The organism is Micromonospora sp. NPDC049044 (assembly GCF_040649215.1).
Lineage (GTDB): Bacteria > Actinomycetota > Actinomycetes > Mycobacteriales > Micromonosporaceae > Micromonospora.
Map to the genome: position 1 here is coordinate 14,710 of NZ_JBEZFA010000006.1, position 13,158 is coordinate 27,867.

General features: G+C 72.9%; 10 protein-coding genes and 1 pseudogene. 7 read left to right on the forward strand and 4 right to left on the reverse strand.

All coding sequences use genetic code 11. The annotated features are described in order from the left end of the window. Nucleotides 1-59: 59 nt before the first annotated feature. Nucleotides 60-2,105, forward strand: a pseudogene (locus tag AB0B85_RS06355) (maltotransferase domain-containing protein); the annotation flags it as partial. A 197-nt stretch (nucleotides 2,106-2,302) separates the two neighbouring features. After that, nucleotides 2,303-4,405 carry a 1,4-alpha-glucan branching protein GlgB gene (gene glgB / locus AB0B85_RS06360; protein WP_357404193.1) on the forward strand — a complete coding sequence of 701 codons (2,103 nt, stop codon included), beginning with the start codon at nucleotides 2,303-2,305 and terminating at the stop codon, nucleotides 4,403-4,405. Between the two features lie 203 nt (nucleotides 4,406-4,608). Here the strand turns inward: glgB and AB0B85_RS06365 are convergent, their stop codons facing one another. After that, entirely contained in the window at nucleotides 4,609-5,649 is a 1,041-nt protein-coding gene (locus AB0B85_RS06365) for a phosphatase domain-containing protein (RefSeq protein ID WP_357404195.1), read from the reverse strand. Nucleotides 5,650-5,821: 172 nt separating this feature from the next. Between AB0B85_RS06365 and AB0B85_RS06370 the strand changes: the two genes are divergently transcribed. The 4 genes from AB0B85_RS06370 to AB0B85_RS06385 all read left to right on the forward strand — a co-directional run bounded on the left by AB0B85_RS06370 (nucleotide 5,822) and on the right by AB0B85_RS06385 (nucleotide 10,183). Next, the gene (locus AB0B85_RS06370) at nucleotides 5,822-7,435 is read left to right on the forward strand and encodes a hypothetical protein (protein ID WP_357404197.1); all 1,614 of its coding nucleotides are present in this window, start codon (nucleotides 5,822-5,824) and stop codon (nucleotides 7,433-7,435) included. A 51-nt stretch (nucleotides 7,436-7,486) separates the two neighbouring features. Continuing rightward, a complete protein-coding gene (yaaA, locus tag AB0B85_RS06375; RefSeq protein ID WP_357404199.1) occupies nucleotides 7,487-8,284 on the forward strand; it encodes a peroxide stress protein YaaA in 798 nt (265 codons plus the stop codon). Nucleotides 8,285-8,395: 111 nt separating this feature from the next. Further along, complete coding sequence (locus AB0B85_RS06380) at nucleotides 8,396-9,139, forward strand: hypothetical protein (protein WP_357404201.1); 744 nt, start codon at nucleotides 8,396-8,398, stop codon at nucleotides 9,137-9,139. Nucleotides 9,140-9,220: 81 nt separating this feature from the next. Next, nucleotides 9,221-10,183 carry a TAXI family TRAP transporter solute-binding subunit gene (locus tag AB0B85_RS06385; protein ID WP_357404203.1) on the forward strand — a complete coding sequence of 321 codons (963 nt, stop codon included), beginning with the start codon at nucleotides 9,221-9,223 and terminating at the stop codon, nucleotides 10,181-10,183. An 8-nt stretch (nucleotides 10,184-10,191) separates the two neighbouring features. Here the strand turns inward: AB0B85_RS06385 and AB0B85_RS06390 are convergent, their stop codons facing one another. The 3 genes from AB0B85_RS06390 to AB0B85_RS06400 all read right to left on the reverse strand — a co-directional run bounded on the left by AB0B85_RS06390 (nucleotide 10,192) and on the right by AB0B85_RS06400 (nucleotide 12,693). Beyond that, the gene (locus tag AB0B85_RS06390; protein ID WP_357404205.1) at nucleotides 10,192-11,628 is read right to left on the reverse strand and encodes a HAMP domain-containing sensor histidine kinase; all 1,437 of its coding nucleotides are present in this window, start codon (nucleotides 11,626-11,628) and stop codon (nucleotides 10,192-10,194) included. Between the two features lie 9 nt (nucleotides 11,629-11,637). After that, the gene (locus AB0B85_RS06395; RefSeq protein ID WP_357404207.1) at nucleotides 11,638-12,294 is read right to left on the reverse strand and encodes a response regulator transcription factor; all 657 of its coding nucleotides are present in this window, start codon (nucleotides 12,292-12,294) and stop codon (nucleotides 11,638-11,640) included. Between the two features lie 87 nt (nucleotides 12,295-12,381). Further along, nucleotides 12,382-12,693, reverse strand: coding sequence for a hypothetical protein (locus tag AB0B85_RS06400; protein WP_357404209.1), 312 nt, complete (start codon nucleotides 12,691-12,693; stop codon nucleotides 12,382-12,384). A gap of 101 nt (nucleotides 12,694-12,794) precedes the next feature. Between AB0B85_RS06400 and AB0B85_RS06405 the strand changes: the two genes are divergently transcribed. Next, complete coding sequence (locus AB0B85_RS06405; RefSeq protein WP_357404211.1) at nucleotides 12,795-13,133, forward strand: DUF952 domain-containing protein; 339 nt, start codon at nucleotides 12,795-12,797, stop codon at nucleotides 13,131-13,133. Nucleotides 13,134-13,158 lie beyond the last annotated feature (25 nt).

Sequence of the window (13,158 nt, forward strand, 5' to 3'; positions counted from 1 at the left end):
GAAGGGCACCTGGGGTGCTTGGCCGCGCGCGAACGGATCTCGCGCAGTAGGTTGGCGGGGTGACTGGACGGTTCCCGATCGAAGACGTCTCCCCCGTCGTCTCGTGCGGGCGGTACCCGGCCAAGGCGGTGGTCGACGAACCGGTTCCGGTGTCGGCGCGCGCCTACCGGGAGGGGCACGACGCGCTGGGCTGCAACGTGGTGTGGGCCGGCCCCGACGGCACCACACTGCCGTTCACCCGGATGCGCCCCGGTGAACCCGGCCAGGATCGCTGGCACGCCGTCATCACGCCGGACGCCGTCGGCGAGTGGACGTTCTCCGTCGAGGCGTTCGGAGACCCGTACCTGACCTGGCAGAACGCGGTGACCAAGAAGATCGCCGCCGGGCAGGGCCCGGAGGACCTCGCCAACGACCTGGCCGAGGGGGCGCGGGTGCTCACCGCCGCCCGGGACCTCGTTCCGCCCGCCGACCGGCAGCGGGTCGCCGAGGCGCTCACCGCCGTCGCGGACACCGACCTGCCCCTGCCGCAGCGGGTCGGCCCGGCGCTCGCCCTGGCCGACCTGCTCTGGGCGCACCCGGTGCGGGAGCTGGTCACCACCGGTGACACGTATTCGATCTGGGTGGACCGCAAGCGGTCCCTCTTCTCCGCCTGGTACGAGTTCTTCCCCCGCTCCGAGGGTGCGGTGGGTGGCCGCTCCGGCACCTTCGCCACCGCCACCGAGCGGCTGCCGGGCGTGGCCGCGATGGGCTTCGACGTGCTCTACCTGCCGCCGATCCACCCGATCGGTCGGGTCAACCGCAAGGGCCGCAACAACGCGCTCACCGCCGGGCCGACCGACGTGGGCTCGCCGTGGGCGATCGGCGCCGCCGAGGGCGGCCACGACACCATCCACCCCGACCTGGGTACGCCGGCAGACTTCCGGGCCTTCATCCAGGCGGCTGCGGCACAGGGCCTGGAAGTGGCGATGGACCTGGCGTTGCAGTGCGCGCCGGACCACCCGTGGGTCACCGAGCACCCGGAGTGGTTCACCACCCGGGCCGACGGCAGCATCGCGTACGCGGAGAACCCGCCGAAGAAGTACCAGGACATCTACCCGGTCAACTTCGACAACGACCCGGAGGGCATCCGGGCCGAGGTGCTGCGGGTGGTGCTGCACTGGGTCGGCGAGGGCATTCGGATCTTCCGGGTGGACAACCCGCACACCAAGCCGTTCGACTTCTGGCACTGGCTGATCGCCGAAGTCAAGGCTGTCGACCCGGACGTGCTGTTCCTGGCCGAGGCGTTCACCCGGCCTGCGATCATGCACGGCCTCGGCAAGATCGGCTTCACCCAGTCGTACACCTATTTCACCTGGCGCACGACGGCCGCGCAGATGCGGGAGTACTGCGAGGAGCTTGTCGCGTCGGCCGACCACATGCGGCCGAACTTCTGGCCGAACACGCCGGACATCCTGCACTCCTCGTTGCAGCACGGCGGCCCGCCGATGTTCAAGATCCGGGCGGTGCTTGCCGCGTTGCTCTCCCCCTCCTGGGGCATGTACGCGGGCTTCGAGCTGTTCGAGCACGTGGCCCGGCCGGGGGCCGAGGAGTACCTGGACAACGAGAAGTACGAGCTGCGTCCCCGCGACTGGGCCGCCGCCGAGGCGCAGGGCCGCTCGCTGGCACCGTTCCTGACCACCCTCAACCGGGTACGCCGCGACAACCCGGCGCTGCACCAGCTCCGCAACCTGCGCTTCCACGAGATCGACAACCCGGCGTTGCTGTGCTGGTCGAAGCACGACCCGGACACCGGCAACACCGTCATCGTGATCTGCTCGTTCGACTCGCGTGAGGTGCAGTGGGGCAACACGACGCTGGACATGCCGGAGCTGGGCTTCGACTGGCACGAGCGGTTCACCGTGTACGACGAGCTGACCGGCACCAGCTACGACTGGGGTCAACGCAACGCGGTACGGCTCGACCCGTACCTGCAACCGGCGCACGTGCTGACCGTCCGCCGCCCGGTCGCGCCCTCCGCTCCGGCACCCGCCGTCGTCGAACCGGCGGACCTCACCGTCACCGACGTCCCGGACGACCTGTCCGGCGGCACCGCGCCGACGACCCCCACGCCGACGACCGGCGCTGACCCGACCGCCAGCACTGGCACGGCAGCGTACGGTGGCTCGGTTGCGGACGGTGGCACGGCGGCGGCCTCGCGTTCGTCCGCTCCCCGGCCGGCCGCTCCCCGCCCGGCCCCTCCCCGCTCAGCGAAGCCCCGCCCGCCCGCCTCCGCACCGACCGACGCCGCCCCGAAGGACGACCGATGGACCAGTTGATCACCGGCGCGACGCACGACCCGCACGCGCTGCTCGGCGCGCACCCCGCCGACGCGTCAACGACGATCCGCACGCTGCGCCGAGGTGCCGGTGACGTGGTGCTGCTCGTCGGCGACGAACGGCATCCCATGAAGCGGGTGCACGACGCGGGTGTCTTCGAGACCCAGGTCGACGGCACGGTGCTCGACTACCGGGTGGAGGTCGACGGCACCACCCACGACGACCCGTACCGCTATCCACCGACCCTCGGTGAGCTGGACCTGCACCTGATCCGCGAGGGCCGGCACGAGCGACTGTGGGACGCGCTGGGCGCCCGGGTCTTCGACGAGGGCGTCGCGTTCAGCGTGTGGGCGCCGAACGCCCGCGGCGTGCGGGTGGTCGGCGACTTCACCGGCTGGGGGCCCGACGACGGCTGGCCGATGCGCTCACTCGGCTCCACCGGCGTGTGGGAGCTGTTCGTGCCCAACGCCCGGGTCGGGGCCCGCTACAAGTACCGGATCCTCGGCGCCGACGGGCAGTGGCGCGACAAGGCCGACCCCCTCGCGGCGTACGCGGAGGTGCCGCCGGCCACCGCCAGCGTGGTGCACCACTCGACGTACCTGTGGAACGACGCGGACTGGCTGGCCCGCCGGGCCGAGCGGCAGCCGCACCAGGAGCCGATGAGCGTCTACGAGGTGCACCTCGGCTCGTGGCGGCCCGGGTTGAGCTACCGCGAACTGGCCGAGCAGCTCACCGAGTACGTCACCGAGTTGGGCTTCACGCACGTGGAGTTTCTGCCGGTGATGGAGCACCCGTTCGGCGGTTCCTGGGGCTACCAGGTCACCGGGTACTACGCGCCGACCTCCCGGTTCGGCGACCCGGACGAATTCCGGCACCTGGTGGACCGGCTGCACGCCGCCGGCATCGGCGTGATCCTGGACTGGGTGCCCGCGCACTTCCCCAAGGACGAGTGGGCCCTCGCGCGCTTCGACGGCACCCCGCTCTACGAGCACCCCGACCCGCGCCGGGGCGAACACCCCGACTGGGGTACGTACGTCTTCGACTTCGGCCGCAACGAGGTGCGCAACTTCCTGGTCGCCAACGCGCTCTACTGGTGCGACAGGTTCCACGTCGACGGGCTGCGGGTGGACGCCGTCGCCTCGATGCTCTACCTGGACTACTCCCGCGAGCACGGCCAGTGGGCCCCGAACCAGTACGGCGGACGGGAGAACCTGGAGGCCATCGCGCTCATGCAGGAGGTGAACGCGACGGTCTACAAGCACCACGCCGGCGTCGTCATGATCGCCGAGGAGTCCACCGCCTGGCCGGGCGTCACCCGCTCCACCGCCGAGGGCGGGCTGGGCTTCGGGTTCAAGTGGAACATGGGCTGGATGCACGACACCCTGCTCTACACCTCGAAGGACCCGATCTACCGCCAGCACCACCACCACCAGCTCACCTTCTCCCTGGCGTACGCCTGGAGCGAGAACTACGTGCTGCCGATCAGCCACGACGAGGTGGTGCACGGCAAGGGCTCGCTGGCCGGCAAGATGCCCGGCGACACCTGGCAGCGGTTGGCGAACGTGCGCGCGCTGCTGGCGTACATGTGGGCGCACCCGGGCAAGCAGTTGCTCTTCATGGGCTCCGAGCTGGCCGACGACCGGGAGTGGAGCGAGGAGCGCGGCCTCGACTGGTACCTACTCCACGACCCGGCCCGCGCCGGGGTGCAGCGCCTCGTCGCCGACCTCAACCGGGTCTACCGGGACACCCCGGCGCTCTGGGCACAGGACACCGCACCGGCCGGCTTCCGCTGGATCGCCGGCGACGACGTCGCCAACAACACCGTGTCGTTCGTCCGGATCGCCCCGGACGGCTCGACACTTGTGTGCGTGGCGAACTTCTCCGCCCAGCCCCTGCACGACTACCGGATCGGCCTACCGGCTGGCGGCACGTGGACCGAGGTGCTCAACACCGACGCGCACCACTACGGCGGGTCGGGGGTGGGCAACCTGGGCGAGGTACGGGCCGAGGACGTGCCGTGGCACGGCATGGTCGCCTCGGCGGCCCTCCAGATCCCGCCGCTGGGTGCCGTCTGGCTCCGCCAGGGCTGACCCGCGCCGCGATGCCTGCCTGGCTTGATCGTGCTCGATCCTGGTTGTAGTGGCCTCGTTCCCGCCGAAGGGGCCTGTTTCCTGGATCGAGCACGATCATGGGAGGGCTCATCGACTTGGCGCGGACCCAGCCCTCTGCGGGGTTGCGGATCCTCCAGATAGCGCAGCGCGGCAACCCTCGGCCGACACGCCGACCGGTGCGCTCAGACCAGCCCGGCGTCGCGGAGCAACTTCCAGAGACCCGCGCCGTCCGGCGCGGAGAGCCACTTCTGCCCCACCGGCCCGGACGACGGGCGACCCGCCGGGGCGGGCAGGGTGCCAGCCAACACCGACTGGGTCGGCGAGAGCCGGCGGATCGCCACCCCTGCGACGTTCTCCGGGTGGGCGGCCGCGAACTCCCGGTAGATCTCCTGGTCGTGCTGGCCGTCGTCGCCGACAAGCAGCCAGCGCACCTCGGGGAACTCCTTGGCCAGCCGGGCCAGCGTGGACCGTTTGTGTTCCATCCCGCTGCGGAACCAGCGGTCGGCGGTCGGGCCCCAGTCGGTGAGCAGCAGCGGTCCGGCCGGGTAGAGGTGCCGGGACAGGAAGCGGGTCAGGGTGGGTGCCACGTTCCACGCGCCGGTGGAGAGGTAGAAGACCGGTGCGCCGGGGTGCGCGGTGACCAGCCGCTCGTAGAGCACCGCCATGCCAGGCACCGCGTTGCGGGCGTGTTCGTCGAGCACGAACGTGTTCCACGCGGCGAGCAGCGGTCGGGGCAGCGCGGTCACCATCACCGTGTCGTCGATGTCGGAGATGATGCCGAACCTGACCTCCGGGTCGAGGATGCGCACCGGTGCGTCGACCGGGTCGGCGTCCGGCACGCTGAGGCGTACCGTGCCCCAGCCCGGTGGCAGGTCCGCCTCGACAAGCGTGTCGACGAAGCCGCTGCGGTCGGCCTGCGTCTCGTGCCGCACCCCGCCGGCCTCGATGGTCACCGTGACGTGCTTGTTGGGCAGTGTCGTGAAGCTACGCCAGCCGCGGACCTTGTCCAGCCGGCCCCGCTGGCGGGTGTCCGGGCGGCCCAGCAACACCCGGCACATCACCCGCACCCACCCCGGCGCGCCGTAGCCGGTGTACGCGACGATGTTGACCCGCCAGCCGGTGCGCCGCAGCCGGCGCTGAACGAGCTGGTGGACGGCGTCCTCGATCCGTGCAGCCCGATGCAGGCTCGGAATGGCCAGTTGGCCGGCAGGAGTGGGTGGCACGCGCCAACCCTGCCACACGTCGACAGCCGCGGCCACGCGAGCGGCCCCCGCTGCGCCGATCCAAGCCGGCCGCTGTCGAGCCGAACCGGCCCGGCCCGGCTGCGCCGATCCACCTCGGTGGCCCGGCCGAACGTGAAACACTCCGGTCGGGACGACGACGGGGGCGTTGGTCGTGTCGCATCCAGAGCAGCACCGTGGGCGATGGCGCCCGCGACTCGACCGGCCGGCGCTCGTCGCGCTGCTGTTCGGGCTGGCCGGCGTCGGGTACCGGCTGGTCCTGACGCTGTACACGGTGCCGGTGTCGAACAGCGACGAGGCGACCTTCGGCCTCGCCGCGCTACACATCGGCCACGGCCGGGAGCGCCCGGTCTTCCTCTACGGCCAGCACTACATGGGGATGTTGGAGTCGTACCTGGCCGCCCCGCTGGTGGCGGTGGCCGGGCCGAGCTGGCCGGTGCTGCGGCTGCCGATGCTCGCCCTGTACGCGCTGTTCCTCTACCTGATCCACCGGCTGACCCGCCGGCTCTGCGCGCCGTGGTTCGCCACAGTCGTCGTCGGCCTGCTCGCGCTCGGCGGCGAGCGGGTGGTCCGCGACCAGCTCACCGTCGTCGGGGGACGGCCGGAGGTGAAGCCGGCGGTGCTGCTGATGCTGCTGATCACGGTGGGGCTGGCCGTCGGCACGATCCGCCGCCGACGGCTCGCGGCCGCGTTGTTCGGCCTGCTCGTCGGGCTGGCCGCCTGGTCGGACTGGCTGATCCTGCCGTACCTGGCGGTGGCCGGGCTGGCGCTGGTGTGGGCGCTGCGCCGCGAACTGCTCGGCTGGTCCGGCCTGCTGCTTGTCGCGGGGGTCGTGGTCGGGATCGCGCCGATGGTCCTCGACAACCTGCGTGCCGGGCCGGGTGAGGACTCGCTGACCGTGTTCCGGGAGGTCAGCACCAAGGCCGGGCCGCAGCCGCCCTGGTCCGACCGGCTCCGGGGTGGCCTGCTGCAAGGGGTACCGCTGGCGCACGGGCTCTGCCCGGTGGACGGCTGCGGCCGGTGGCAGCAGTGGTTCGGCGTGCTGTACCCGGTGCTGCTGGTGGCCGGCGCGGCACTCGCGGTGCTCGCGTACCGTCGGGCGGCGTCGCGCGGGGAGCGGGTCGGGCCGGTCGTGCAACTCGCGCTTGTCGTCGGCGCCGCGTTGACCCTGTTGTCGTACGTCCGCAGCCCGCTCGCCGCGACCAGCCCGCTCGACAACGCCCGCTACCTGTCGGTGCTGCAACTGTCGCTACCGGCGGCGCTCTGGCCGCTCTGGGTGGCGGCGCTGACTGCCTGGCGGGGCACCAGCAGCACGCTGGGCCGGCTCGCCGGGGTGCTGTCCACCGTCGTGCTGGTCGCCCTGACCGCCACCACGCTCGTGGTCACCGTGCGCTTCGCGGCCACCGGCACCGCCGCGTCACGGACCGAGGAACGCCAGGCCCGGGAGTTGGCCACCGCGCTGCGCGAGAACGGACCCCACCAGGTGTACGGGGACTACTGGACCTGCAACAGACTGATCTTCAACACCGACGAGACGGTGGTCTGCGCGGTGCTGGACGCCGACCTGTCCCCCGGGCAGAACCGGTACCGCCCGTACTGGCGGCAGGTCGGGCGGGCCGCCCGGCCGGGCTACGTCGTGGAGATCGACTCGCCGATGGAGCGTCGGCTGCGCCGGCTGCTCGCCGACCGGGCCGACGCCGCACCGGTCCGCGAGGTCGGCGGCTATCGCGTGTACCACCCCGAGACCCCGGTGCGGCCCTGGCGCTGACGACAGGTCGTACGCTGGCCGGGCCGCCGAACCGCCCGTCGAGGAGACCAGATGCTGATCCTGCTGCCGCCCTCGGAGGGCAAGGCCGACGCCGGCACCGGGCGGCGTTGGACCCCGGACCGGCTCTCGTTGCCCGAGCTGAACCCGGCCCGGGAGCGGGTGTTGGACGCGCTTGTCGCGCTCAGCGCCGGGCCGGACGAGGCGACGGCACTGGCGGCGCTCGGCCTCAGCGGGGGCCAGCGGGGCGAGCTGCGCCGCAACGCCCGACTGCGGGCGGCGGCCACCGCGCCGGCCGAACGGCTCTACACCGGGGTGCTCTACGAGGCGCTGGACCTGGCCTCGTTGCCGGCCACCGCGCAACGGGCGGCCCGCCGGTCGATCCTGATCAGCTCCGGGCTGTGGGGAGCGGTCCGGCTGACCGACCGGATCCCCCCGTACCGCTGCCCGATCGGCGCCCGCCTGCCCGACGTCGGAGCACTGTCGACGTACTGGCGCCGGGAGCTGACCCCGGCGGTGGACGCCGCCGCAGGGCGCGGCCCGGTGCTGGACCTACGCTCCGGCGCGTACGCGGCCACCTGGACGCCGCGCGGCGAGGTGGCCGACCGGACCGTCAGCCTGCGGGTGCTGCACGAACGGGAGGTCGACGGCGTGCCGGTCCGCTCGGTGGTCAGCCACTTCAACAAGGCGACAAAGGGCCGGCTGGTCCGGGACCTGCTCGTGGCCGGCGCCCGACCGCGCTCGGCGGCGGAACTGCTCGGCACGCTGCGGGAGTTGAAGCACACAGTCGAGGAGCAGGCCACCGCACCCGGCCGGGTGCGGCAGGTGGACCTGGTGGTCACCGAGCTGTAGCTGGCGGTCCGATCAGCCGCAAGATTTGCTCAAGGCTGGGCCGGAGGAGTTCCGTAACCAGGCGTCAGGGGCCACGGTAGGGGAACCCAGACTCCGACGAGGGAGCCTTCGTTGACCCGCGAACCCGCAGTGCTCGACCGGCCGCGCTCGCCGGCGCCGCCGCCCCCGCTGGATTGGCTGACGCTGGGCGACGCGTTCGAGGCCGCCTGCCTGCTGCGCTGCACGCCGCCGCCGACCGCCGCCCGGCCGAGTCCGGCACCCGTACCGGGGGTGGAGTTCAATCGGGAGGACGCCGCGCAGCGGATGCGACAGTTGCTCGCCCGGTTGGATATTCCGGTCACGCACGAGGTAGCCGTCGGGGGCCTGCGCCGCCGCTACGAGCTGCACCGGCTCTGGGTGCCGCAGGAGCAGCGGAGCGCGTACACCTTGATGTTGGACGCGGGCTGGCGGCAGGGGCGACGCGCGCTGCTCGGTGCGCCGCTGTCCGGCACCTCGCCGGCCCGCCGACTGTTGGTGACCCGACTCGCGGCGGCGGCCTGGCGCTCGGCGTTGCTGGCCGCCGGGCGGCACGTCCGCCGGCACATCCTGGGTGTGCGGCTCGCCGACCGGGAGCTGGCCGCGGTGCTGATTCGGAGCGCCGCCGTGCTCGACGTCCCGGCCCGGCTGCGCGCCGGTACTGGTTGTTTCCTGGTCAGCGTGGCCGACGGCCCGGACCGGGCGCGGATCCTGAGCAACGCGGCGGTGGAGCCGGCGCGCACACCGGCGCACGGCACACCGACGCAGGGCACATCAACGCACGGCCCGGTTCGGTCGGCGGGAGCGGCCGGGCCGGCGGCCCGTCACCCGGCCTGCTGACCGGCGGCCGGGCCACACCCACCCGGCACACCGGCGGTCCGGAGCTTGCGCGCACCGGTCCGACGGCGCACAGTGCACCGCGTGAGACGTACCTCCTCCAGCCGGCCCCGGCGTCCGTACGCGCGGACGGCAGCCCTGTTGACGGTGCTGCTGACCATGACCCTGGGCGCTGCCGGTTGCCCGGACACCCCGACCAAGCAGACGTCGATCCGAATCGCCACCGGCAGCCCCACCGCCGTCTACTACGCGTTCGGGCAGTCGCTGGCGGCCATCCTCAACCGGGAGTTGCCCGACGTCCACGCCAGCGTGGTGATCACCGCCGCCTCGGCGGAGAACATCCACCTGGTCGGTTCCGGCGACGCGGAGCTGGGCTTCACCCAGGCCGACGTGCTACCCACGAACGCCGCGGAAAACTCCTCGGTCGAGGCGATAGCCCGGGTGTACGACGACCAGCTGCACCTGGTCACCACGGGCGGCGGCGCGGTTCGCACCCTCGACGACCTGCGTGGCCGGCGGGTCTCCGTCGGCGCACCTGGCTCGGGCACCGAGATCACCGCGACCCGGCTGCTGGAGGTGGCCGACCTCGGCGGCGACGCGGTACGCCGTGAACGGCTCGGGCTGGACGACTCGGTCGCGGCGCTGGGCTCGGGGCAGATCGACGCGTTCTTCTTCTCCGGTGGGCTGCCGGTGCGGGGCATCGCGGACCTGGCCCGGCGCAGCGCCACCCGGATCGTCGACCTCAGCAGCTGGACCGAGAAGCTGCGCTCGCGCTACGGCCAGGTGTACGTGTCCCGGGACATTCCCCGCTCGGTCTACGGGTTGGACGCGGTGACCACGGTGGCCGACCCGAACTATCTGATCGTCCGGGCCAACCTGCCGGATTCGTTGGTCCGGGAGGTGACCCGGCTGCTGATGGACCGGCGGGCCGAGTTGGCCGCCGCGCACCCGGCGGCAGGGCGGATGAGCCCTCGCTCGGCGATCGTGACCGCGCCGCTGCCGCTGCACCCCGGCGCCGCCGCCTGGTACCGGGCGGAGAAACCCTGACGGCGGCCCTACCGGGACAGGGGTTGCCGCAGGTCGGTGGCGCGCTCGCCGGTCACCGGCTCCGCCGACCCGTCCGGGTCCGGCGCGGGGAACCACAGGGCCGCGACCAGTCCGCGCGACTCCCCCGGGCGCATGGTCAGCCGCCCGTCGGACGCGTCCACAAGCACGGCGGCGATGGTCAGGCCGAGCCCCGCTCCATCCACGTTCTGCGCGTCCGGCGCCCGCCAGAACCGCTCGGTCGCCTGGCCGAGCTGACTCCCGGTCATGCCGGGACCGGAGTCGCGCACCTCCAGGGCCACCCCGTCGTCGCGACGGGACACGGACACCGTCACCGCCCCGCCCGCCCCGCTGAACTTCACCGCGTTGTCGATGAGCGCGTCCAGCGCCTGGTCGACAGCTGTCGGCACGGTCTGTGCGTACGCCGGGGCGTCGGTGCTGGTCAGCCGCAACGCTACCGAACGGTGCCGGGCCAGCGGCGCCCACGCCGCCACCCGGGACGCGGCCACCGCTGCGGCGTCCACGGTGACCCGCTCGTTCTCCTCCCGTTCGGCGCGGGCCAGAGTCAGCAGCGCGTCGAGCACCAACGCCAGCCGGTCGGTCTCCTCCAGGGCCAACTGGTGCTCCGCCCGACCCTCCGGGTCGGTGAGGCTGGGGCCCAGCTCCTCCACCCGTAGCCGCAGCGCGGTGAGCGGGTTGCGCAGTTGGTGACTGGCGTGCGCGACGAAGGCGCGCTGGCGGTCCATCACGTCGGACACGACGTCGGCCATGTGGTTGAAGCTGGCCGCGAGCCGACGTAGCTCCGGCGGGCCCGGCCGGTGCTGCACCCGGGCGCCCCGGTCACCCTCGGCGATCTCGTGGGTGACCGCGTCCAGCTCGGTGACCGGGCGCAGCACCCAACCGGCCAGCCCGAACGCGGTGAGCACGCAGGCCAGCACCGCGAGCAGGCCGGCCAGGGCGAGCAGCGACCACCACGCGGCGACCTCCCGACGGATCGGGTCGGCCGGGGTCACGATCACCACCGCGCCGAGCACCTCACCACCGTCGTTTATCGGCACCGCCACCACCACCGGGCCGGTCGTCCACGGCCAGACCAGCTCGGGGGCGCTTGTCTGCTGCCCGGACAGCGCGACGTCCAGCACCGACGCGGTGCCCGGGGTGGGCCGCCACCGCGGCGACGCGACGGGTGTGCTCCGGTCCCGGTCGACGATCGCGGCTCCGATCCCGTACAGGTCGTCGTAGCTGGTCAGCTCCGGCTCGATCGGACCTGGCCCACCGTCGCGCAGTGCGGGCCCGGCGAGCGAGGCGAACCGGGTCGCGTCGGCGAGCCGGTCGGCCCGGACCTGTTCGGTTTCGCGGCTGGCCATGGTGACCGCCAGCGGCGTCTCCAACGCGATGAGGACGAGCACCATCAGCAGCAGATAGCTGATCACCAGTCGACGACGCACGTCAGCCCCTCACGCGTCGCGCAGCCGGTAGCCGACGCCGCGGACGGTCTCCACCAGGCGGGCGTCGCCGAGTTTGCCGCGCAGGGACCCGACGTGCACCTCGACGGTGTGCCGGTCGGCCCAGGTGGTGCCCCAGGCGTCGAGCAGGATCCGGTCGCGGGGCACCGCCACCCCGGGTTGGCGGGCCAGCGAGAGCAGCACGTCGAACTCCTTGCGGGTCAACGCGACGGCACGGGCGTCCACTGTCACCGTCCGCGCGGCCACGTCGATGTGCACCGAGCCGACCTGGATGACGTGCCGCTCCGGTGCGGCGTTCGCGGCCCGGCGCAGCACCGCCTCGATCCGGGCCTGCAACTCCACCATCGAGAAGGGCTTGACGACGTAGTCGTCCGCGCCGAGCCGCAGGCCCAGCACCCGGTCGCGTTCCTCACCTCGCGCGGTCACCGCGATGATGCCGAGCTGACTGCTGCGCCGGCGCAGCTCCCGGCACAGGTCGGTGCCGTCCCCGTCGGGCAGGGTCAGGTCGAGCAGCACCAGGTCGCACGGGGCGGCGGAGAGCGCGGCGGCGACGGTGGAGGCGTGCTCGACCTCGTAGCCCCGGCGGGTGAGGGCTGAGGAGAGCGCGGCGGCCACCCGGCGGTCGTCCTCCACCAGCAGGATCCGCACCCGTGCCCCCGTCCGTCGCAGCGCTGTTCTGCGAATGGTGGCAGAAGCGCGCGCCCGGCGGGAAGTCGCGTGTTGCGTCGGATCCGGCTACAGGCCGAACACGTCGTCGGCGGTGGCGTCCCGGACGCCGTCGGTGAAGCCGCGGAAGCCCGGGTCCTCGTGGCTGGCCGGCACACTGGTCACGGTGACCCCGCTGGCCTGCGTGACCGCGTCGACGAGGGGCGGGTAGTCGATCTCGGCGTCGGTGAAGGCGTCGTCGTCCGCCTCGGCCAGGTTGATCACGTGCTGTACGTCATCGGACGGCGTGTCCGGATCTTCGGCCCACTCGCCGCCAGCCCGGTAGCACTCGTCGTACAGCGCGCGCTGGCTGTCGGTCCAGTCGTCGTCGTAGCTCTGCATCGCCCATCCCTCCGCGGCCGTTGACCTGAGCATGCCCGGCCCGGGGTGGCGGGCGCGGCGGTACCGGCGAAAAGCGGCGGGCGCACCCGTAGGCTGCCGTGATGATCTACAAACTGCTGTCGAGCACGGAGTGGGACGACGCCCTCGTCGCAGGTGCGTTCCCCGGCTCCGCCGTGGACCGGCAGGACGGCTTCATCCACCTGTCCGGCGCCGACCAGGTGGTCGAGACGGCCCGCCGACACTTCGCCGGGGCGACCGGACTGACCCTGCTCAGCGTGGCCGAGGAGGGGCTGGGTGACGCGCTGCGGTGGGAGCCGTCGCGCGGCGGGCAGCTCTTTCCGCACCTGTACGGCCCGCTGCCGGTCGCGGCGGTCGTCGCGGCGCAGCCGTTGCCGGCGGACACTCCGGCCGCCGACGCGGTGGCCGACCTGCTGGGCTGAACCGGTCGCGCCCGGCCCGATCGGT